General features: G+C 53.4%; 20 protein-coding genes and 1 pseudogene. 16 read left to right on the top strand and 5 right to left on the bottom strand.

What is annotated here, in order from left to right:
* Positions 1–3: 3 nt before the first annotated feature.
* The 8 genes from ACR0BU_RS17900 to ACR0BU_RS17865 all read left to right on the top strand — a co-directional run bounded on the left by ACR0BU_RS17900 (position 4) and on the right by ACR0BU_RS17865 (position 6,608).
* The gene (locus tag ACR0BU_RS17900) at positions 4–1,155 is read left to right on the top strand and encodes a carbon-nitrogen hydrolase family protein (protein ID WP_480738382.1); all 1,152 of its coding nucleotides are present in this window, start codon (positions 4–6) and stop codon (positions 1,153–1,155) included.
* Positions 1,152–1,913 carry a hypothetical protein gene (locus ACR0BU_RS17895; RefSeq protein ID WP_480738384.1) on the top strand — a complete coding sequence of 254 codons (762 nt, stop codon included), beginning with the start codon at positions 1,152–1,154 and terminating at the stop codon, positions 1,911–1,913. The genes ACR0BU_RS17900 and ACR0BU_RS17895 overlap by 4 nt, the downstream gene beginning before the upstream one ends.
* Entirely contained in the window at positions 1,907–2,272 is a 366-nt protein-coding gene (locus ACR0BU_RS17890) for a hypothetical protein (RefSeq protein WP_298937199.1), read from the top strand. The genes ACR0BU_RS17895 and ACR0BU_RS17890 overlap by 7 nt, the downstream gene beginning before the upstream one ends.
* Positions 2,251–2,688, top strand: a complete 438-nt coding sequence (locus ACR0BU_RS17885; RefSeq protein WP_480738386.1) for a hypothetical protein — start codon at positions 2,251–2,253, stop codon at positions 2,686–2,688. Before ACR0BU_RS17890 ends, ACR0BU_RS17885 begins: the two co-directional genes overlap by 22 nt.
* 106 nt (positions 2,689–2,794) lie before the next feature.
* On the top strand, positions 2,795–3,208 hold the full coding sequence (locus ACR0BU_RS17880) for a helix-turn-helix domain-containing protein (protein WP_298937197.1): 414 nt from the start codon (positions 2,795–2,797) through the stop codon (positions 3,206–3,208).
* An 18-nt stretch (positions 3,209–3,226) separates the two neighbouring features.
* On the top strand, positions 3,227–5,452 hold the full coding sequence (locus ACR0BU_RS17875) for a type IV secretory system conjugative DNA transfer family protein (protein ID WP_480738387.1): 2,226 nt from the start codon (positions 3,227–3,229) through the stop codon (positions 5,450–5,452).
* A 31-nt stretch (positions 5,453–5,483) separates the two neighbouring features.
* Complete coding sequence (locus ACR0BU_RS17870) at positions 5,484–5,807, top strand: hypothetical protein (protein WP_480738389.1); 324 nt, start codon at positions 5,484–5,486, stop codon at positions 5,805–5,807.
* A 375-nt stretch (positions 5,808–6,182) separates the two neighbouring features.
* Complete coding sequence (locus ACR0BU_RS17865; RefSeq protein ID WP_299082948.1) at positions 6,183–6,608, top strand: hypothetical protein; 426 nt, start codon at positions 6,183–6,185, stop codon at positions 6,606–6,608.
* A gap of 25 nt (positions 6,609–6,633) precedes the next feature.
* Here the strand turns inward: ACR0BU_RS17865 and ACR0BU_RS17860 are convergent, their stop codons facing one another.
* Positions 6,634–7,776: an STING domain-containing protein gene (locus tag ACR0BU_RS17860; RefSeq protein ID WP_299082949.1), complete on the bottom strand. Its 1,143-nt coding sequence runs from the start codon at positions 7,774–7,776 to the stop codon at positions 6,634–6,636.
* 133 nt (positions 7,777–7,909) lie between these two features.
* Here ACR0BU_RS17860 and ACR0BU_RS17855 point away from each other — a divergent pair, with 133 nt between their 5' ends.
* From ACR0BU_RS17855 to ACR0BU_RS17845, 3 genes are all read left to right on the top strand, one after another.
* Positions 7,910–9,034 (top strand): hypothetical protein, encoded by a 1,125-nt coding sequence (locus ACR0BU_RS17855; RefSeq protein ID WP_480738391.1) that lies wholly within the window; start codon positions 7,910–7,912, stop codon positions 9,032–9,034.
* 619 nt (positions 9,035–9,653) lie between these two features.
* The gene (locus tag ACR0BU_RS17850) at positions 9,654–10,346 is read left to right on the top strand and encodes an SOS response-associated peptidase (protein ID WP_299082951.1); all 693 of its coding nucleotides are present in this window, start codon (positions 9,654–9,656) and stop codon (positions 10,344–10,346) included.
* Positions 10,346–10,669 carry a hypothetical protein gene (locus tag ACR0BU_RS17845; RefSeq protein WP_299082953.1) on the top strand — a complete coding sequence of 108 codons (324 nt, stop codon included), beginning with the start codon at positions 10,346–10,348 and terminating at the stop codon, positions 10,667–10,669. The genes ACR0BU_RS17850 and ACR0BU_RS17845 overlap by 1 nt, the downstream gene beginning before the upstream one ends.
* Positions 10,670–11,327: 658 nt before the next feature.
* Here the strand turns inward: ACR0BU_RS17845 and ACR0BU_RS17840 are convergent.
* The 3 genes from ACR0BU_RS17840 to ACR0BU_RS17830 all read right to left on the bottom strand — a co-directional run bounded on the left by ACR0BU_RS17840 (position 11,328) and on the right by ACR0BU_RS17830 (position 14,061).
* Entirely contained in the window at positions 11,328–12,767 is a 1,440-nt protein-coding gene (locus tag ACR0BU_RS17840; protein ID WP_480738393.1) for an IS1182 family transposase, read from the bottom strand.
* A gap of 190 nt (positions 12,768–12,957) precedes the next feature.
* Positions 12,958–13,524, bottom strand: coding sequence for a TetR/AcrR family transcriptional regulator (locus ACR0BU_RS17835; protein WP_299085633.1), 567 nt, complete (start codon positions 13,522–13,524; stop codon positions 12,958–12,960).
* Positions 13,525–13,527: 3 nt separating this feature from the next.
* Entirely contained in the window at positions 13,528–14,061 is a 534-nt protein-coding gene (locus ACR0BU_RS17830) for a dihydrofolate reductase family protein (protein ID WP_480738395.1), read from the bottom strand.
* A 339-nt stretch (positions 14,062–14,400) separates the two neighbouring features.
* Between ACR0BU_RS17830 and ACR0BU_RS17825 the strand changes: the two genes are divergently transcribed.
* The 4 genes and pseudogenes from ACR0BU_RS17825 to ACR0BU_RS17810 all read left to right on the top strand — a co-directional run bounded on the left by ACR0BU_RS17825 (position 14,401) and on the right by ACR0BU_RS17810 (position 19,059).
* A complete protein-coding gene (locus ACR0BU_RS17825; RefSeq protein ID WP_480738396.1) occupies positions 14,401–15,804 on the top strand; it encodes a KAP family P-loop NTPase fold protein in 1,404 nt (467 codons plus the stop codon).
* Positions 15,805–16,401: 597 nt separating this feature from the next.
* Positions 16,402–16,767 carry a type II toxin-antitoxin system death-on-curing family toxin gene (locus tag ACR0BU_RS17820; RefSeq protein WP_298937190.1) on the top strand — a complete coding sequence of 122 codons (366 nt, stop codon included), beginning with the start codon at positions 16,402–16,404 and terminating at the stop codon, positions 16,765–16,767.
* A gap of 243 nt (positions 16,768–17,010) precedes the next feature.
* Positions 17,011–17,343, top strand: a pseudogene (locus tag ACR0BU_RS17815) (HNH endonuclease signature motif containing protein); the annotation flags it as partial.
* 267 nt (positions 17,344–17,610) lie between these two features.
* Positions 17,611–19,059, top strand: coding sequence for an autotransporter family protein (locus ACR0BU_RS17810; protein WP_480738402.1), 1,449 nt, complete (start codon positions 17,611–17,613; stop codon positions 19,057–19,059).
* 313 nt (positions 19,060–19,372) lie between these two features.
* Here the strand turns inward: ACR0BU_RS17810 and ACR0BU_RS17805 are convergent, their stop codons facing one another.
* The gene (locus ACR0BU_RS17805; protein ID WP_480738398.1) at positions 19,373–19,843 is read right to left on the bottom strand and encodes an Lrp/AsnC family transcriptional regulator; all 471 of its coding nucleotides are present in this window, start codon (positions 19,841–19,843) and stop codon (positions 19,373–19,375) included.
* Between the two features lie 109 nt (positions 19,844–19,952).
* On the opposite strand from ACR0BU_RS17805, the gene ACR0BU_RS17800 reads away from it, so the two are divergent.
* Complete coding sequence (locus ACR0BU_RS17800; RefSeq protein ID WP_480738399.1) at positions 19,953–21,140, top strand: diaminopropionate ammonia-lyase; 1,188 nt, start codon at positions 19,953–19,955, stop codon at positions 21,138–21,140.
* Positions 21,141–21,365: the final 225 nt, after the last annotated feature.

Below are 21,365 nucleotides of genomic sequence, written 5' to 3'. Positions count from 1 at the left end.
AATATGGACATCACAGCAAGCTCGCGGGATACAACTATGGGCATCGGACACATGGGCCGATCCCTCGTTCTGCCCGTATCTGCCATCCTGGTCTGCATCGGATATTTTGCTCCGGGCGTGAGCTTTGCTGTTGCGGTATTGCCCTTCGCCTTTGCCATCTGCACGAATGACAGGATCACCCGGTTCCTCTGGGTGGCGGGATATTTCGGCTGGGTTGCGGCGATCAGCTGTTGGGGTCTCTGGAACCTTGGCTATCCCGCAGCTGCCGTGATCCTTGCGGGGATACTGGGCACGTGTCTTGTAGCGCTCCTCTATGCAGGGATGGGGGTGGGCCTGGCGTCTTTCCTGTTGCTGCCGGTCCATTTCATCCCCGGTAATCCGCTGCTCGTGGCCGGTACGGTTTTGCCGGGCACAGGGCTTCAGGGGATAATTGCCCTGGTCCTCATTGTGATCCTGGTTGAGGGCACCTCGCGCGCCTGGCTCCGCGCAGTCATCCTTCTGCTGGTCCTCATACTTGGCAACACTTGGTACGATCTGACGGGGCTCTCACGACCGGAAATGACGGAGGGTCCACGCTATCAAACCCTCGACATTGCGGACCTCAATGCGGTCACGGAATATGGATACAACGATGCGCTTGAGCGCCGGATGAGGTCAGGCAGGTCCTATATCACGGGTGAGAACCTTATCCGGTCCGATGATGCGGGTACTGTTGCCCGATGGTGCCGACGCGTACGGACGCGCGATATCACTGTCTATCTTGGCGTTCAGGATGCAGAAACCGGGCAGGGTCAGGTCTGGGAATTCAGCGATAAGACCTGCCCGACCCCGGAGATCACATATGCCGCGCGCACAGGTATTCCCGGATTGACCGGAGGGGTTTGGCTGATGGATGGGTCGCAATCCAGTCTGGCTCCAGCGTTTATTGCCTGTTTCGAGGCCTTCAGTCTTTGGCGCTGGACGGAGGTTTTGCAGCTGCGCCCGCAGACGATTGTCACCATCGCCAATGATCACTGGACCGAGCCGCTGCCCGTTGGCCGCCTACGTCGCAAGATCGGGGCGCAGTTCGAACGGCTCATATCCGTCCCCGTGTTTCATGCAGAAGCCCGGAAAACAATGCTTGTGCTGATGCCTGCGGGGAGAGCAAAGCAATGAACAGGTCCCGGTCAAAAATCAGGACCAGATTGTCTTGCTTGTGCAGTGCGCTGTGTCATCGACTGGAAAAACTTCTGCCGCCTGAACGTCAGCTGAGCTACGACTGCGATGGCTGGAGTGGTTCGGTCTCAGCCCTTCAGGGCAACGCAGAAACGACCGAATTGAAGGATCTCCGGGTCCGTTTTGCCATCTCGCCGGAACGGATTGTCAGTGACACTCTCTATGCACCGGAAGCCAATGGGTGCTGGGTGGAATACCCGGTTCGACCGCTCCCGCAGGACCAGCCTGCACCCTCCGAAATCACCGATCCCGACACATCCGGAACGCGCCCCCTGGTCTTCGATCATTTTTTCTGTCCTGCAACGGTGTTGGATCCGTGCACGGCGATCGGGACTCGTGAGCTGAGCCAGCGTATTCGGCTGTTTGCGGAAGCGGGTCTGATGTTGCGCCACAAGCAGCCTTGTCACGGCAGTCAGGTCGTCGAGGCGTTCCTGGCGCGCTACCCTGATATCCCCCAGTCTGAGGCCTGGCTCCTGCAACCCACGTTTCTGGCGGTACATGCGCCATTCAAACACGGACCTTTCTGCATCTGGATCGATCAGGTCAGGGATGACGCTCTGCCGCGCCTGTTCAGCCAGGCCCTGACCCAAGAGGGATACCCGGTTGGCGCAGCACAGAGCCGACCGATCAATACATGGACCAACCGGGACGCCCGCCTTGATCTGTCGGCCTTCGGTGAAGCAGGTGATCCATGCTGAAACTCCTGGGAGCCTCTTTTGGTTTGCTCGGCGTGCTGTGGCTGACGGTCTTGGCCGGTCAGCTGACCGGTAACCTGTCTCCCTCGGCTCCAGTGGGTCTCTATCTTCGGGCTGAGCGTGAAAAGGCTGCCTATGTGACCTTTTGCCTGCGCGCGGATCATTCCAGCCTGCCGTTCTATCCCCGGCTTTGCTCCCCGGACAGTCCTGACGGGCAACGCATCATCAAGCAGATCACCAACCGGCATGAGGACGGCAGCCTGACGGTAACCGGGAAGGTACCGGGCTCGATCGATTCCAGCCTGCTCGGGCGCATCCACCCGGATCAGGTTCGCGGATATTGGAGGCATTGGCACCTGTGAGAAAACCAAGGCCATCCAGTCCCGCCGAATACAAGGCCGAGATTGCCCGCGTCCGTCAACGTGAGGAGAGGCGGCTTCTTCGGGAAGCCCAGCGGGCTGGGTACTTTGATTTGAAGATCACCACGCCCCAGTTGCGGAAAATGCTCGGGGCCCTGCTCAAAGACTCCATCCGAATCTCGCAACTCAGAGGATTGGAGGAAGCCATGAACGACATGAAATCAACCCTCAGCAAGCAACAGCGTAAAGATGACACACGGCGCAAGATTCTGCTCGGGTCGTTTCTGATCGCCCAGATGGAGCACAGACCGGAAGACTTTGGCTGGGTCAAACAGGAACTCGAAAAGTTTCTGGACACCCACACCAAGGCAAACATCGTCGCCCAAAACAAGGTTCTCCTGGCCGAGTTTCTGAGGTGACGCGGAATACAGGTTTGTTCCGACAAGGGAACGCACAGCCCCGGAGTCACTAATGCAACCTCTGAATTTCTACCCAAGCCCGGAGAACGACAAAGAAAGAGAGCAAATGAAACACACATCAAAAGACGGTCAATCGGGAACGGCGCGAAGGGCACGGCCCGTGGATGTTCATGTAGGTGAACGTCTGCACCAGAAACGGCAACAGGTTGGCATCAGCCAGGGTGCGCTTGGCCGAATGGTCGGGGTAAATTTCCAGCAGATCCAGAAATACGAGAACGGGCATAATCGTATATCCGCTTCCCGGCTATGGAGCATCACCAAGGCTCTGGATGTTCCTGTCAGCTACTTTTTCAAGGGATTGAACCCAGGCGATAAGCGGGTCAGCGATGACCTGTTCGCGCGGCACGAAACTTTTGCACTGCTAACTGCCTGGTACGGCATGCCCGAGAGCCAGCGCAAGTTGCTGCTCGAGCTCGTAAAGGACATGGCCCAAATGACTGATCTGGCAGGCGCAAACTGAACAAAAAAAGGTGATGCCATGATAACTCGAGAAACCCAGGAAAGAACCCATATTTTATCAATCTATGTTGCGGCCGTGGGGTGCGTGATCTTCATGTTCAGCCTGCCGATTTTGTTTATGGGGTACCAACCCTACAACACAAGATTCCTGCTGTGGTCATTTTTGGGACCTGTACTTCTGCTCGGCGGTATGGCTGCCCTGACCTATGACACTCTGAGTTGGCGGCAAGTCCGGTTCGGGGCCCTCAGCATCGGGGCAGGGTGGTTGTTGGGGGTCGCACCTCCATCCGACAACTCCCCTCAAGCCATCGGGCTGTTGTGGCAACCGCTCTGGAACTCGTCGCTGCGCCTCCTGACCAATTCCGGTGGACTCTACCCCGTTGAGCTTCTGCTGCTGGCCCTGACGATTATTGCATTCCTGGGGATGTGCTGGGGGGTCGGGGGAATGTTTCGGAAATTTACGACACGCAAGGATCCCTTTCTAACGCGGGGAACATCCAAGGGCGGCGCCAAAATCCAACGTGCCCGATGGGCCACTCCTAGGGAAGCGGCGCAGAGTCTCAACGCACCTGGTGGCATTGTTCTGGGAGAAATGACACCCGTGGAAATTGGCGGGTTCAACGCGTTCAAACCCGATGATCCATATACTTGGGGCAGGCAGGGCAAGGGGCCACTTCTTACGATGTTACCTACGGATGGTAATGGGCAAATCATTGTTTTCTCGGAACCCGGTGGCTACAAAACATCCGGCCTCGTGGTCCCTACTGCGCTCACGTACCAGGATGCCCTCTTTGCCAACGATCCTAAACTGACACTTTATGCCCAAACGGCCGATTCACGTCGCCAAATGGGGTTTAATCCAATGAAGATTTCCGCGACGGATGGGCTTGATCCGTTTCGGATGCTGTCACCTCTCCTCGATGGCCATCCCTCGGTATTCTATGCGTTGGCCAAGACCTTGATACCGCAGGGTCCTGGCGCGACAGAAAACTCGATCTACTGGCGGGAAAAATCCGTCAACCTGTTGACCGCCCTGATACATTACTTCCTGGAACATAATTCCCAGAACATCTCTCTCGAAATCGCGCGCTTCCTTTCACAACCAAAAAGAGAGGTTCTCAGGGGAGCAGACCAAATTGCTGCCAGCACCCATGAATCCTATGTGCAGATTCCAATGGATGCCCTGCACAGTGAGAGTGACGAGGGATATCCCGGACTGATTTCCGGAGTGCTCAACAAATTCTCTTTCAGCCAGTTTTCAGATGTGCGGGGATTTCTGTTGGAGCCGCCAGACAGCACCAAGCACCGTCTGGCGCTGGACCCCAAGACCGATATTTTTTTGAATATGCCCACGGCCACGATGAACAACTTCAGCCCAATGGTCAGGTTGCTCCTGGCATCGTTCCTGACGGCAGCACAATTGACTGAGCAACCGGAGCGACCGTGTGTTCGCCGATTGTTCATTCTCGATGAGGCCAAGGGGTTCGGCAACATGGATTTGCTGGAAACCGTGCGTGATGAGGGTCGCGCGATCGGCCTGCATCTCATGATGATTTATCAAACCTGGGGCCAAATGGAAAAAATTTGGGGCCGGGACTCCGCCAAAGCGTGGGAAGACACAGTGGATGCTCGCATTATGGGAGCGATCAGCGATCCGGACAGAGCCCGAAGTGTAGCGGCCATGCTCGGTAAGGACACAATTGCGATCAAAACCGAGACAAGTTCGACTTCATCGGCCAAGTATCAGATGTTCACCGGGACAGTTGGCGAAGGAGCCCACGAACAACTCAAGGAAATTCCCTTACTGTCGGAAAGCGAGCTCGCAAAAATTCCCCGACACGGGGCCCTGATCCTGACCCGCGACCTTCCTCCAATCCTGGCAAGCAAGGCGATTTACTTCACCCGGGCCGATATGAAAGACAAGGTGAAGTCATTCAGCGAAATTGCGGCGGAGCTGGAAGAAGACCGCCAAAAAGTCAAGGACGCAGCAAAAACATCCAAACCACACGAGAATGAAAGCACTCAAAACTTCGAAAGCAATGACAGCCGCGACGCCGGTAATGCGCCCGACAATAACAATCATCGCCACGAACAGCGGACCAGAAACCGCCAGGAAGAAATGCAGAGCAGCCCGCAATCAAAAAGTACTGAACGGGAAACCTTCGATCTATTCGATAAATCTGAATACGAAACCCGGGAGGGACCTGCACAAAAGGAACCGTCTCAGAAACCAAGGAAAATCTAGACCGCTTTGAATTGATAGTGGAGGTTTTCAGATGACGAAAAACAATATGGCAGAACTGACCATCCCGCAGGCCGCCTGGCTTCGGTTTGCCGAAAACAACCAGTCTCACCGCGCCTGGATGATGCTGGTGTCCGCGGTCAGCCACGGAGATACTGATCGAGCTGAGGTGCTCTTGAGCATTTTGTCTGCCTGGGGCAAGACCCGGAAAGACCCGGCCAGGTCCGTATCAGTAACAGGCATTGCCGAGGCGCTGCGCCGCATCAAAACCGGTGGCGGTGCAGCTTTGGCTCTTAATTGGCAGTTACAATTCGACCAAATAACCAAGCAGGCAACTCGGACAGGAGGTACCCGATAATCCCAAGATCGCGGGCGATCTTGGCTTTGGCGATACCTTCGCTCGCCAGCACCTGAAACCATCATCCCGGTGGATCACAGGCCGATGATGCACTAACAATCAACTCGGACCAGTCAGATGAGGCTGCTCAACGGCACTAGTAAATCGTTGGATTGCGACACGTCTAACTTGTTTGCTCTCGTCGTAACCGCTGATCCCCCAGGTACATACGCGCAGCTGTAGTCATACCCTATAGGCCTCGACTTTGGGCCATCAGGGCCTACACTAGTTGATGAAGTCAATGCACCCGCATAAGGTCAATTCTAACAACCCTAGAACGCACCTTTCACGCCACAAGTGCTCAAAAGCCCCAACCGACACCTATGTGAGTCAGTCATGAAACTATCCGTCCGTAGAGATGAGTTTTCACTTCAGTTGACACATCCAAATTCAAAGCTCTTCTTCGTGAGGGTGGTTAACCCCGATACTCTTTTTGGTTGCGTAGAAGTTTCTGATTTCAGAATTGCCGAGAATGATGAACGCTTGGGCTATGAAGCACTCGAGTACATTTGGGAGAACTTTCCTAATCTGTTCTCTTTAAACCAATGGAGATTCAAAAACATTTATCCACAGCTTCACGATGACACGGTTGGACTAAATAGAGACTGTGTCACGAAGCGGTTTGATGAGGTAACACGTCTTCTTAGAATGTTTTTTGAAGAAAGAGGTATCCTTATGACAAACTCATTTTTGGATCAATCTCACGGCAGATTTGATAGCTTCTACGAAATCAGAAAATTGGTCGCCACTCATCCAAAGTAAAAAATCCAGGCAGCGCGTCGCGTTCCTACTCCGCGTTGTCTTCCGTCAGTGCCTTCAGGAATTGCGGGGCTTTCGATTGCTGGACAAAGTGGATCTTGTCCCATGGGCCATCTCTTCCGTTGGCCTCGGTTTGAATTTTCCATTCGAGAATAGCAACGAACTCTCGGATCAGACGACGCAGTAGCCGCCTTCTGCCAGAAGGCACCTTGAATTTGAGCTCGTTGTCCTTGGCAATCTTTACGCGAGGAACGTTGGCAAGAGCGTATACGGTTCTCGGGATATCCACGACAATACTTGGAAACTCCTGAACTATTAGCGCCCCAAATCCAAGTTTCTGGGCCGCTGCCTCAGTATCAAGTTCCAAAATTGAAGCACTCATAAGGTTTAGCCCGACTTTTTCCAGCTCATCTTCCAAATCCATCCGAGCATTCTTGAAGTCCCTGTGCGCTATTATGTCAGGAACAATGACGACGTAAGCTTTTAGTCGAGTTTTGTTGATCTCTGTTTCGCCATCTGCCCGGTCGCGAGCAATCTTTACCCTTTTCGAGAGGAAGCCCGTCGAAGGGTCGGAAAAACGCGTGACGCAGTTCATAAAATAGCCAAGAGCTATGCTCGCGGGCCCGGAAATATTGACAATGGGCAACCCGGAAAAATATTGAGAGAAGCTGCTCTCACTAAACTCAATTCCATCTGGGCTATTGTAGTTTGCTAGCAGACGATTCCGAAGCTCAAGGTGCGCTGCGTCCTCTTTGTCAAAGTCATCTTTGAAGTTGAAGTTCAAAATTGCTCTTTGTTGAAGAAGGTAAAAGGGCAGTGTGTCTCCGCTAGTCACTAAGATGTATGGTATACCCAGTGCGTTAACCGCGCCGAGTTCATAGATAACGCTGGCACTCTCGTCACTGACATCCACTACCACCACGTCCGAACTCTCGATACCGTTTAGTACTGCCGCGACGATATCACCCCTAACAGCCTCGTCCGGGGTAACTGGGACGATGTCGTTAGCATTGTCAAGATGACCTAAGTCAACGAGATTCTTGCTTGCGCCTTCAACTATTCTTGCGATTTGGGTCGTATTGTTTCTGTGAACAAACTGCGTATTCTCGCTGTCATATATTCCACGCGGGTCCATTCGTCCCAATACAAATACTCGAAGCTCCTGACGCACAATTGTCTCCTACAAACTGACTATTTTTGTTGCTTTGGCGCGATACTCTTCCGCTGAAAACTACTTTTTCTATATATATGATACTAATCTAACGCACTTTTTCATATCAACACATGTTTTGAAGGGGACGATGGTGAGCAAGACAGAAGCGAGGTACAACACAGACATTGGTACCGAACCCGAAGTGGATCACCCATACTTTGAAAGTCAGTTCCCTCTGGTCAGCCAGTTCTTAATCTGGCCCGAACTGGTGTCAGCGTTCGACGAATCTGAAAACGCAGCAAAAAGACTGAAGTATCGAGTCCGAGTTTTCGGGATTATCGCTATTTTGCTTGCTTTGACAGGCCTGATACTCGCAACTGCCAATACAGTGTTCGATTTCTCGTCTCACAGGATAGTTGGACTAGAAACGGATGACATTTTCTCCTGGATAACGCTAGCGCTACTCTTTTTGGCGCTAGTGTTCGGAAAAGGTATCCTTTTTGGAAAAAACAGAGACGTTTGGCTTTCAAACAGGTTGCGAGCCGAGCGCCTTCGCCAATTTCATTTTCAGTTCATTATGCTCAACGCCCATGCAATTGCGACGGATTCATATTCTGTGCGCCAAGCTCTCCTGAGTGCTCGTAGCAAACAGCTTGAACGCACGATCAAACGCCTGAGAGAGAATGGTTACATGCAATCTGTTCTGGATGACGCGGAGCTGTCCGAATGCTTTCTCGCTGAAAGAGTGTTGGGGCTAGAAGAATCTCCTAACGACAATGCGCTTGAACAGCTTAGAGAGGCGTTATTAGAGTTAAGGTTTAAGCATCAACGCGGCTACGCGCTCCATCAGCTTAAAAAAAGTGGATCAGGATTGTCTCTGCGCGGTTCAATCGCAGACCGTGCGCGGGGTGTCAACAATCTCGAGTTTATGGCAACGCTGTTGTTGCTGGTGCTCCAGTTAATAGCTGTTCTGCTGACTATCATCATGGCTCAAGATACACCATTTTCTCAGACTTTCGCTTTCGCAGCTAGTGTTGCGGCATTGGTTGTTGTCGCCCTAAAATCGCTTGAGGAAGGTCTTCACTTACCGCAAGACCTAACAAGAAATCGAATTTATGCAGCAGGGTGTTCAAGACTAGAAAAAGAATTCCAAACACCATCCATGCCGAACGGAGACCAAGCCGCTGACGATATATTGCGCCGCATGGAGGAGCTGGCTTACTTTGAAACACGAGAGTTTGTCATCACTCACTCTGAGAGCAGATTTTCATTATAAGGACCAGCATTGACCCAACGCGCTGCACGCGAGCTGGAACGATTGATCGACAGCGAAGCCTAGTTTTTCTTCGGGGAGGTGCGACGCGCCAAACTCGTACCCCCTCGTTGAAATCGTGAACCCCAATTCAGAGCGCGCCGCTCTCATAAGTTATACGGCTCACAGGCTGAAATTGTGTCGGATTTGCTAGAAACATGCGTCGTCGCTAGTTGACGTTGCGGCAACTTTATCAAGTTGTTGTAACGATTGCCTAGGAAACGCGGGGCGACACGCCGCACTCACAACCCCCTCGAAAACCAGTTAAAAAACTGTACGTACTAAAATCAAGACGTGCCACCCACACGAAACGTATCGCATTGCGGCAAAATTGTGTCTATGATTCCTTGCGAAACTCACCGTTTCTTTTTCGGAAACCAATCGTTTCGCAGAAATTCGACACACTAAGGGGTTCCCCCAATTACGCGTATCACCACCGGGTGCTAGACGTCAGTTAACGGAACACAAACACCACTCTGTGTACCCCTTGTTGAGGGGCTGGCATTGACCCCCTCGTCCAGCCCCTCCAATGACTTAGCAAAAAGTTCCCCAAACGTTCCCCCTGTTTCGCTATGCTCGCTGAATGTGCGGACGACTCGGCAGACCCGATATGACATGGGCAGAGCTATTTGCTTTGCAGAACTGGATCGTGAACGGCGTTCCCATTCCAACTGAACGCGACCCAAACGCCCAAGACCTCTCAATGAGCTGGAACGTGAAACCCACCCAAATGGTGGACTTGGCGTTTATCCATAATGACCGCCTGATTAGTTCTACGGCCCGCTGGTGGCTTGTCCCGCACTGGTTCAAAGGTGATGTGAAGGAGTGGAAACCAACCACTTTCAATGCCAAGATTGAGACCGCGCACGAACTCGGATCGTTCCGTGTGGCGTGGAAGCATGGTCGGTGCATCATTCCAGCCAGTTTCTATTATGAATGGACCGGCCCAAAGGGTGCTAAGCAGCCGTGGATTATCAAAACGGACACGAATGATCCCTGCATGTACTTCGCAGGCCTCTACACACGCCTGTCATCTGGTTTGCATACCTGCACAATCCTGACCCGCGCTGCCCTGCCTCAAATCGAGCACATCCACTCCAGAACACCGGTCATACTATCAAATGACAACCTGATGCCGTGGATGGCAGGTGAAATCGACCATACTGAAGCGCAAGGCCTTGGAACTGAGTGGAACGACAGGATGCGCTATCACAAGGTTGCACCCATTGGTCGAGATGACGATGGACCAGAGCTGATTGAAGTCATCGAGGACTGATGGCCACACGCAGCAGATCCCCAAAGAAGGCATCAGATGAGAAGTTTTTCCCCATCAGAGTACGTGTACAGGTTCCCGAGGAAGGCTTTGGAGGAAGGGCTGAAGAAATCTCTGCCTGGCTGGACCAACAAGCAGGCAGAGGTTGTTGGGGCTGGAATGGAGATAACGTCCTATCCCGTGGCGTTCAGGACGCGATGTCTTTCTATCTTCTGGATGCTCACTTGATTGCTCCGCTCATTGAAACATTCGGCCTGGAACTAGCTCAAGGTGAGGTAGACCTATGTGGTAGAGGGTCTTTCAAGCTTTTGGCCAATATCAACTAGCACTAGAGGCACCTTGAAATTCACGATTTGGCCCGCAAAAGCCTGTTGTAGGAGTTAGGTCATTCGAAAGTTGTCAAAAGAACCACCAGCACTATCGCGATAACGATAACCGCTACCCAAGATGACTCGGATTTTTTGGGGTTATCTGGGTCTTGAGTGCCTTTAGGTCTATTCTCTTCGAAGTAGTGAACATCAGGATGTTCGCAATCGCATTGTCCATAGGGTACGGCGTCTCGATATACAGTGCCACAATAGTTGCACTTATGAGGCATCTCACTAACTCCTAGATCAATGTCAGCAGAGTAGCATAATTCACTCTTCCAAACAAAAAGGCCCGACAACTAGAACCGCAAGTCACCTTTCATGATATCCCGCGCCGGTACCGGTGTTCAGCTTGTTGCAGACCAGTGGGTATCAGGCGGTATTGTCGGAGGGTGTGCCTTAGGAGCCTTGACTCCTATTTGGTGGCATTCAAATGTCCGCTAAGAGCCGAGGCTGTGTGGAAACCCGTGTGGTATATCGGGCTCGGAATGCTGCTGCGCTGATCGCTTGGATTTCGCGGTTTCTGAGCCATTGTGGCGCCCGTTGCGCCGGAGAGTGGCTGAATTTAACGTCTCTCGGCGTTTCCTGCGGTGCAATTTGAGCCGGACGCCCCAGTTTAGGTCGGAATGGCGGTTAGAAGCCCACGTACCCCGATCAGGGAGATCATCCGTTTGATGTTATAGGCGAGGACATGGAAGGCCATCTCGGTGCGGACGTTCTTTAGCCGCCGCATCCGGAAGTGCGTCGCTCCCATCCAGGCTTTGATTGTGCCGAACGGGTGCTCGACGGTCGAGCGGCGGAGGCCCATCAAAGCCGGATCGCGGCTCAAGCGGCTACGCATCTCGTCGACCAGATGCTCGTGTTTCCATCGGGTGATCCGGCGCTCCCTGCCGGTCGTGCAGCGCGCCTTGGCAGGGCAGGCCTGACAGGCGTTGGTCCAGTATCGCCGCACCACCAGGCCGCCTTCTTCAGTCGTGTAGCGGTATGTCAGCGTCTCACCTGCCGGGCATCGGTAAACATCCGCATCCGCATCATAGGCAAAGTCGGCCTTCACATACCTGCCCTTCTTGCGATTGCCGGATGTCTCGGGTCGGGGGAGGGTTGTGGTGATGCCATCCTCGTGACAGGCCAGAATCTCCCGACCGCTGAAATAACCCTTGTCCGCCACCGCGCTCATTTCGTCGCGTCCGAGAGCGGTCTTCGCCGCCTTGGCCATCGGCGATAGTTGATCACGGTCGTGCCCGGCATTGATCACGCCATGGGTGACAATCAGATGGGTTTCGGTATCCACCGCGGACTGGGCGTTGTAGCCCACAAACCCGCTGCCTTTGGCGCTGGTGGCCATTGAACGGCAATCCGGATCAGTCAGTGAGATCTGGCTGTCCGGGCTCTCTCTGAGCGCCTCGCTCATGTCTACCAAGCGCGCGATCTCCCGTCGGATGCGCTCGCAGCGTTGCGCCAGGTTGGCGATCTTCTCGGCCCGGGCTTCACCCTTTTCCTGACGCTCAATCCGGACCATTTCATCCAGGTAGCGCTGGATGCTCGCGACCAGATGGGTGGTGCGGCTGGCGATCTTACCTTTGGTGAAGTTCTTGTCGCGGTTGTTGTCCGCCTTGAACTTGGAGCCGTCGATGGCGACACAATCCCCCCTCAGCACCCCGATCCGACGACAGAGTTCGACGAACTGCGCACAGGTTCGCCGAATGGCGGGGCCGTTATCGCGGCGAAAATCGGCGATCGTCTTGTGATCGGGCGTGAGCCGTCCGATCAGCCACATCACCTCAACATTGCGACCGGCCTCCCGCTCAAGCGCGCGGCTGGACGGAACGCGGTTCAGATAGCCGTAGATGAAGAGCTTCAGCAGGACAGATGGGTGATAGCCAGGTCGCCCTGTGCCCGCCGGCGCCGTCCGCAGGAAACCGATCTCCTCAAGATTGATCTCCTCCACAAAGAGGTCAATCAGGCGGACCGGATTGTCCTCGTTGATCCAGTCTTCAAGCCGGTCCGGAAAAAGCGTCACCTGACCTGGCTCCGCACCCTCGATATATCCCGACATGCCTGACTCCAGCCTTTACTGAAAAGCATACAGCATCCCGAGTTTTCACACAGCCTCAGCCCAAAGCTGCCTTCGCGCAAGCTTCGGCCCTTTGCGTGTGCGGCAAGTCGCGAACCGCACATTCCAGACATTCAAAATCAGGTAGCAAATGGCAGGCGAGTGGACAAAACGGTCTTTCATCCAGAACAATTCAAGGTCTGCTCTCCGTAACATTCATTAGCCAGTCAATGCTCCTCATGCAGTCATCCAAGGTGAGGGTAACTTCTCTTGGAGCTGCATCCGCTGCGAAGACAAAGCCGTGAATATAGTCGATCAACAAGTTCAGCATAACGTCGCCAGTATCACCATCATTCATAGCCTGAGTTCTTTGGCGGACTTGCGATGTGAATTCGCTCAGTACCTTTGGCATACAATCAGGTTTGCTCAGCAGAAATCGAACAAGGTCGGCATTTTTCAGAACAAGTTCACAATAGCGAACCAACAACCGCCGGAGCTCTGCGCTTAGTGTTTCGCCCGAAACGTCGGCATCAATACCCTCAAATATCTGAGCAGCCAGATCACTCAGCATTTGGTCCCGGCTACCAACGTGATATTTGGCAGCCATTGCTGTTACACCCAGCTCCGCAGCAAGGGCACGAAAGGTTAATTTATCCAACGCTTGCGTCTCCAAAATCGAATGAGCGCATCGCAAGACAGCCGCCTTATCGACACTGACCGCTTGCTTCTTCGGTCTTCCTCTGCGTTTCACCTCTTGCATGGGTCAGACCACTTTATACCTCAGTTCCACTAACCCTGACGGGAAGGCTTTTGTGTGCGTAAGTTCGAGATCAACATCTGATGTTAGATCTCCGAACAATCGGATGCCGTCTCCAAGCAAAATGGGGACGATTGCCAGTTTGAAATCGTTAATCAGACCCAGTTTGAGAAAGGACTGCACAATGGCGCCTCCGTCGACATAAATACGGTGCCAACCGCGGCGTCCCATCTCGGCTATCAGTTCGTGTGGCGACAGCTCGACGACCTCTACATGTTCAGTCAATTCGGACGGTATGGCTTCGCTCGTGAGTGAATGGCTTAAAACGACAACGGGTTTTTCATATGGCCAGACATCAAACCCAAGTACTGTGCGGAATGATCCTCTACCCATGACAATGACATCAATGTTGTCGAGGAATTCGGCAAACCCATGATCTTCATCAGCTGTATCCTGTTTCATCAACCAATCCAGCGAGTGGTTTTTTCGCGCGACGTACCCATCTAATGTGATGGCCATCATGACGTGTCCAGTAGGCATTGTAGTCTCCAAAGATTGTATTTATACACTGTATAATTATTGGATCAAGAAACTACAATGGATGAGCGGGCCAAGTAGGATGCAGACGTTGGTGCAGTGCGCGGCATCACGTAATTTGGGCTCGGAGTAGCCATTCTCTGCAGTGGGTTCAGACAGATGGTTTGAACCCTTACCGGACCACCGCCAGCACGACTGATTGTGCTAGCGCAGCACATCGTGAACTGCAGAATCCGGACGTTGGATTTCCTTTGCACTGCAATTGAAACAGAAGATAGCGTAAGTCGCGGTAAGCTATTATTTACTTAGCAACTTTCTAAATCCGTATCCAAAGAGGCAAAATTGACTGAAGCGCCCCAAGAATCAAAAAACCCATGGGACAATCCACCTGACCTTCTTGGTTTTGAAGCCATCGGGAATTCATTCACAAACCTGATCCAGTCGTTGGATACTGCGAAAGTTATTTCGATAGAAGCGGGCTTTGGCCGTGGAAAGACATTCTTTCGATCCGCTTGGGCGCAACAGCTCCGCAACAACGGGGAGGTAGTCGTAGAAATCGACGTTCAAAAATCTGATCACTCTGGAGACCCCGTGATTACTTTCCTGGGCGCGTTGGTAGAAGCCTTACCGCGCAAGGAAAAAGGCGCCGGAGAGAAGGCAATCGAATCGGCTAAAAAGCTCGGAGCTGCAGGAGCCAGAGCAGTAGCACAAATTGCATTGCGGTCCGGCGCTGATGAATTGATCAACTTGGTAGCAGACTCCGCTATCGATAAACTTGATGATCTCGACGCTCTCGATGGAATTATCTCAGATTTGGGAGATGGCATGTCAAAGGCTGCAGGCCAAATGATTGCTTCTCAAATGGCCGCAGAAAGAGTTCGACAAAAGGAGATGCCAGAGCAGCTCGAAGCTCTGCGAATTGCGCTGACCGAGGGATGCAATCATGACCGCGTCATCATCATCATCGACGAATTAGATCGCTGTCACCCCGACTACGCCCTGTCTGTCTTAGAGGCCATGAAGCTAGTCTTTTCGCAATCTGGCTATGTTTTCTGCCTCATGATCAATGCAGATTATCTGGAGCGTCTTGCGCAACACCGCTTTGGTTTTGCCAGTGCCGATGAGAAATACCTCGACAAGTTTGTTGATATCCGGCTTCGATTGGAACCAGCGAAAAAAAACCGTAAGGGGGCCATAACTCATCTCGCTTCGAAGCTTCCGCTCCACACACCTTTTGGAGTAGGAGAAGAATTTAGTGTGCAAAATGCGGCAGAGTTGGCTGGTACTATAGCAGTAGAATACGACATTTCGATGCGAAAGACCGAGAGCAGACTTTACAAAGTTGAATTGGCAATGCGTTGCTATTCAGATCAGCCACTCGACCCTTCTTTGCTAGTATTTCTCGCATTTGAAGAAGCGGTGGAAGGTACAATCAGAAGCGATCTCTTGCCACGATCAAGGGTTACTCCATTGGAAGGCCAAAAGATAATGGAAAGGAGGGCAGAGCAGCTTAGCCGTTCGCATAGAGATCGAGAGCGTGATTTCAATATTAGATTGAACGATCAAGTTAATTCTCAGGTGCCAGAGCTGACTACGTTGCCGCTAGAAAGATACAATCTACCCGATGACAGAAAAATGCATCCATGGGCGCTTGTCTATAGTTGCCTCGCACCGAGATACATACCGATGCATCAAGAGATACTTGACGCGGTTGCGTTGCTATCTGTGCCCGAAAGCAATGAGTAAACTCCGTCAATTGACATGGCTAAATGGGTTTCGGCAACTGCGCGAGTGCCGTCATCCTGAGTGTTCAGTGCTGCATGCGCGGCGAAGGTCTGCTTGGCGGCCCCATCCGTCACACGTCACGGAGAGCCCGAAGCTGCCCTTGATCCCACTTCCGCCTGTCGCTCATGCAGCGGGCCGCAAACTGCGCAGAGCCGCCCTTGATGCGGTTCGAACCGACACTATGACTGCCTACAACTGCTGATGACCGCTCTGAGCCCATTTGGGGATAGCCATGGTTGGAATTGCCGCAACTGTGGCGCTGCTGTGGGTTTTGGCGCTCTTATAGGTCACGCCCGATTTACGAAAGCTTGATAACTTGGTCGTTGATGTGCATTTGTGGTAACATCACGTAATGAAAGGGTACCAGCGCAATGCCTAAGAAGAGCAGTGCAACAGTGAGCCGAAATACCAGCTCCGGCAAATTCACAGTTCGCAAGAACGGTGGAACTGCGGCTGTTTACACATCTTCCAAATCAGCGCCTTCCACCGTGAAGAAATCGATCACCACAAACAGGGACGCTCTTAAGCGACTGGCTAATCGATAAACGGCACTACCAGGTGAAGCTCGGCGACGTTCTGGAAGCCCATGAACAGTCGCTAGAGGCATTCGGTGGGCTTCCCGGAATCAGTAATCTAGACAGCATCCTGGGGGCTATTGGCAGGCCGTATCACGGTTATCACCGCATGATGCACGCCAAGGCGGCTGCTTTGCTGCATGGATTGGCAACATCGCACGGCTTTAACGACGCGAACAAGCGCACAGCCTGGCTTTCGATGGAAGTTCTGTGTGCCAACAGCGGCTACGAACTAACCGTCCGAGATGATGACAGAATCGATGATCTGGTGGTTGATGTGGTTACCGGCGATGTCAGCCAAGATGAACTGGAACAGTGGATAAGAGAGCGACTGACCAAGCAGTTCTGAGGGGTTAGCGCAGGCTCTCACAGTAGGCGGTAAGTTGTAAGGGAGGCTCAGACATTTGCAACGCCAAGTGTCCGTTTCTGAGCCCCGAGCCGACATTGCCGCTCAGCTTAAGCGCTGCGGATGCATTCGGCGGCTTTCGGCCGGTTGCAGACCATGTTCCTCAGGGTGATGACAACGAACACTGCCGGACAAAGCGGGCTTTTCCCGGTAGGCTTTCTAAACGGAACGAAGTAAAATCGCCTGATGACGACGGATCTACAACACCTACTGTCAGCACAGGAAAATCAAACCATGAATGAACCGCACGGTAACGCGATGCGAAAGCACGAGCTGCCGTCGATCGCTGAGCTTCGAGACAGATACGAATACGAGCCTGAAACTGGTGACATTAAGGGGACTTACGGAAAGGCCCTACGAGCTGAACTGCGTGGGTGTTTGTGTGTAGATTTCCAAGGCGTAAAAATCTACCAGCATCGCTTGGCGTTCGCATTGATGATGGGCAGATGGTCTCACCTGATTGACCACAGGAATGGGAACAAACTCGATAATCGATGGAGTAACCTAAGAGAGACAACTCATTCAAAAAACATTACTGGTATACACCGTCGGCCAAGAACAAAGTTCCCATATATTTCGAAAACTGAATACGCTTACCGTTTCCGCTGCTGTGGTTTTAACGCGAAAACGACACTATTTTGTAACGCCGTCAAGATCCGAAACGAATACGACCAATATGGACCAAAGGCTGCTAGAAACCTCGCGAACTTCCGCAACTGGGAACGTGTTACCCTGAATGACACAAACCTGCGCCTGGCCGGGGTTTCCAGACTGGATATAGATCAGTTGTCCATTAACGCCGGGTCCGCATTCCGCGCCTCTGGCGGGGGAGGGGGGATCACCATCGCAGGGCATGTGACCAACAATGCTGGCGACGTGTTCTTAAGCGTGCAGAACGGCGAGATGGGGGATGAGATCAGGATTGAGGGCGATTACACCGCATCGGACACGGGATTGGATATTTTTGCCCTGGATATGGGCATGGATGCAGATGGTTTGCGCACCGATACGATTGTCATCACAGGCGACACGTCAGGTGAGATGACACTGTTGATTGACGGCTTGGACAGCGCCGATCTTGAGGGCGCTCCGCTCGTGATGAATGTGGTCACTGTTGGCGGAGAGGCCAACGGGACGTTCACCCTTGTGGGGGGCAACTATGTCACGACGGACGGGGAGTATGCGGTTGTCTCGGGCGCCTACCTCTATAGGCTGGCTGAGGTTGAAGATGGCCGCGGCTGGGCCTTAAGCGCACGCTCAGAGGCAGGGGGGCCGGTCTGGCAACCCTCCGCGCCGATCTACGACAGCTATGGCCAGTCGCTGCTGGCCCTGAATGGTGCCTCTTCGCTGCGCAGCCGGGGCAGCTCGGAAGACTTCCGGAGCCTGGCCTGGGACGGGGGACCAGCCACGCAAAGCGCAGGCTCCCCGCTGTGGTTCCGGATGGGGACGGAACAGGTCACGCTGTCTGAAGAGCACAGCACAACAGGGGCCGCGCTCGACAGCAGTGTCTGGGAGTTGGAGATCGGCGGGGATGTTGTCCTGAGCGAGAGCGGGGCGGGGCTGCTTGTGGGCGGGCTGATGTTCTCCTACGCCACGGGCAGTACTTCGGTCACCTCTGCCTTTGGGGATGGTTCGATTGACACCACGGGCCTGGGTCTGGGTCTGGCTGCTACGTGGTATGACAATCGCCGGTTTTATGTCGACGGGCAGATAACATTGGCGTCCTACTCCAGCGACCTTGAGGCCGACAGGATTGGAAGCCTGGCGGACGGCAACGGCGGCACAGGCCTTGCGCTGTCGATCGAGGCTGGACAGCAGCTCGACCTGGGCGCCCGGCTGACGGTGATCCCGCAGGCGCAGCTGAGCCTCTCCTCTGTTGCGTTTGATGACTTTGAGGGTGAGCGCTACGGGGAGCAGGTGACGCTTGAGGATGCGTCCAGCCAGCAGCTGCGGCTTGGGCTTGAGTTTGGTGCGCAGGAGGCACAGGAGACGCGTCGCCTTTATGGCATCGTGAACCTGTTCCATGAGTTTGGCGCGGGCAGTGAGGTGAATGTTGCGGGGGCGACCCTGACGACCGAGAGTGAGCCCTGGGCAGTTGGGGTCGGCATTGGCGGCAACTATGCCCTGACGGACCGCGTGGATCTCTTTGGCGAAGCCTCTTATGCCACCGGGCTCAGCAACGCAGGTGATACCACCGCCCTGAGTGCAAATGCAGGCCTCAAAATGGTGTTCTGAGGGGGTTGGGTCTGGTCGTTGTGAGGACCGGAGTTTCAGCAAGCCGGCAATTCAGGTGCAGCGCAACGACCATCCGCCAATTCTTCGCGACAAGCCTGAGTCGGCAGAATGAGCCCAAAGCTGCCCTTGATCCCATTTCCGCCTTTCGCACATGCAGCGGACCGCAAACGGCACATTCCGGACATTCACAGCCCGGCGTCGGATGGCTGATAAGCGGGCTCGACGCAGTCGTTCGCTGCGCAGTGCATCAGTGATCGCTATGCGGACTTTGCTGCCGTTCATTAAAGCCAACTCAATGTCCGCTTTATTCAGATCAGATGTCGATTTCTAAACTCACTTTGGTGCGGTCCATTGTAACAAAGGTTTTGAACTTCTTGATCGTCTCATTTGAAAAGAAAAGGCGTTGCGTCAGCGCCTCGTATTCAGACATGTCTTGCACGAGAATGATCAACATAAAATCGGCTTCACCAGTGACATAATAGCATTGCTGGATTTCGGGAGCGTCGATGAAGCTTTGCTTGACCACATCGATTGCCCCTCCCGTCTCAACGTTCAATTCGACTTGGACGACAATGGTTAAGGCCGGTCCGAAACTTGCGGGGTTTACGGTGGCCGTTTGGGCGGCGATGACACCCGACGCCTCGAGCCGCTTGATCCGGCGTTGCACAGATGGCGCTGACAGATTGACCCGCTCCCCGATCACCCGTTGTGGCACGGTGTTGTCCTTTTGTAGAATGCGGAGGATCTCCAAATCGAACGGGTCAAGAGGTTCTGAGCTTTTCACTTACAATGCCAACCTGTCTTGTAATAATATTGCATATTTCCCCGAAAATCAGAGCACATAATCACCCATTAGTGAACTAAACTTTCATCAACCAATAGAAAGAGATCCAATGTTCACACCATTCAAAACCGCTATCCTCAGTCATCACGCAAGCACGCCATTATTCGCTGGCCCCGTGACACAAACCCTAAACCGCGCAGATTTCGATAACGCGGAAAAGGAGATTTCGAACTGGGACGGTTATGTCGAGACGCCTTTGATTGATCTTCCTGGGCTAGCAGGAAGGCTAGACATCGGTGATCTTCGCTACAAACACGAAGGTCCAAGGTTCGGACTTGGCAGCTTCAAGGCTCTCGGTGGGGCTTACGCGGTTTTGCGAACGGTTCAGCGTGAGCTGTCCAAATCCATTGGCAAGCTGGCGGATCCGGCCGATATACGCCGCGGTCTTTATGCTCAGCAGACGAAGGCCATAACCGTGATTTCCGCCACGGATGGTAACCATGGCCGCTCAGTTGCTTGGGGTGCCGCGCAATTTCACACAAACTGTCGGATCTACATTCATGCGGAAGTCAGTGAGCACCGCGCCGATGTCATGCGAAATCTAGGTGCCGAAGTGGTCCGAGTTGATGGCGATTATGACGCGACGGTTGCCCAAACTCGTGCCGATGCGGAAAAGCAAGGATGGTTGATTGTCTCGGACACGTCTTGGCCCGGCTACACGCAGGCCCCGTTGGATGTCATGTCAGGTTATGGGGTTATGGCGCGCGAGCTTGTACAAAGTTTCACCACACCTCCTACCCACGTTTTTCTGCAGGGCGGCGTTGGTGGACTGGCCGCCGCCATCACTGCTGTTTTCCATCAAGAATGGTGCCTCAATGCGCCCCGTGTTGTGATCGTCGAGCCCGAACTCGCACCCTGTTTGTTCGCAAGCGCTAGGGCGAATGAAGCGACAAGCGTGGAGATTTCGAAGGAAACCATCATGGCGGGCTTGTCGTGTGGTGAACCATCAGAATTGGCTTGGTCAGTCCTCGCGGATGCCGCCAGAGACTTTGTCACAATCCCCGAAAATATTGTCGGCCCGATGGTTCGGATATTGGCGAATGGTGCTTGTGGTGACGCTCTTCTTGACGCAGGTGAAAGCGGTGTCGCCGGGCTTTGTGCTGTTGTTGCAGCCGCCAAGCAACCTGCTCTAAAGCGGAACCTGAGGCTGGACACCAATTCACGTGTCCTCGTGATTGGGTCCGAAGGAATAACTGATCCGAATGTCTATGCCCAAATCATAGCCGGAGAAATTTGACGCCACTGAAACAGAAATTCATCACCTCCGCGACATCGGCAGGCCTGGATCGTACTCTTGAGCATTCTTTCCGAATGCCGACCTTCGTGCAAAATGCAGCATCGGGCAAAGTGGGCTCATCGCGCGCATTCTTGGCATCCTTAACGAATGGCGGGTTTTGGGGTCCAGAATGTCCGGTCCTGTGATGTGACCCGGCAGCTATGCAGGACGTTGCTGCCGTTAGCT

The sequence above is a fragment of the Ruegeria sp. CK2 genome, assembly GCF_056536585.1.
The sequence above is the reverse complement of the archived record's forward strand: the minus strand, read 5'-3'. Positions and strand labels throughout refer to the sequence as shown.

Coding starts and splice junctions, on each gene's coding strand:
- ACR0BU_RS17890 (WP_298937199.1), top strand. CDS start 1,907: ATGCTGAAACTCCTGGGAGCCTCTTTTGGTTTGCTCGGCGTGCTGTGG.
- ACR0BU_RS17895 (WP_480738384.1), top strand. CDS start 1,152: ATGAACAGGTCCCGGTCAAAAATCAGGACCAGATTGTCTTGCTTGTGC.
- ACR0BU_RS17840 (WP_480738393.1), bottom strand. CDS start 12,767: ATGTCGGGATATATCGAGGGTGCGGAGCCAGGTCAGGTGACGCTTTTT.
- ACR0BU_RS17830 (WP_480738395.1), bottom strand. CDS start 14,061: ATGCCTACTGGACACGTCATGATGGCCATCACATTAGATGGGTACGTC.
- ACR0BU_RS17845 (WP_299082953.1), top strand. CDS start 10,346: ATGGCCACACGCAGCAGATCCCCAAAGAAGGCATCAGATGAGAAGTTT.
- ACR0BU_RS17900 (WP_480738382.1), top strand. CDS start 4: ATGGACATCACAGCAAGCTCGCGGGATACAACTATGGGCATCGGACAC.
- ACR0BU_RS17850 (WP_299082951.1), top strand. CDS start 9,654: ATGTGCGGACGACTCGGCAGACCCGATATGACATGGGCAGAGCTATTT.
- ACR0BU_RS17865 (WP_299082948.1), top strand. CDS start 6,183: ATGAAACTATCCGTCCGTAGAGATGAGTTTTCACTTCAGTTGACACAT.
- ACR0BU_RS17800 (WP_480738399.1), top strand. CDS start 19,953: ATGTTCACACCATTCAAAACCGCTATCCTCAGTCATCACGCAAGCACG.
- ACR0BU_RS17870 (WP_480738389.1), top strand. CDS start 5,484: ATGACGAAAAACAATATGGCAGAACTGACCATCCCGCAGGCCGCCTGG.
- ACR0BU_RS17880 (WP_298937197.1), top strand. CDS start 2,795: ATGAAACACACATCAAAAGACGGTCAATCGGGAACGGCGCGAAGGGCA.
- ACR0BU_RS17835 (WP_299085633.1), bottom strand. CDS start 13,524: ATGCAAGAGGTGAAACGCAGAGGAAGACCGAAGAAGCAAGCGGTCAGT.
- ACR0BU_RS17875 (WP_480738387.1), top strand. CDS start 3,227: ATGATAACTCGAGAAACCCAGGAAAGAACCCATATTTTATCAATCTAT.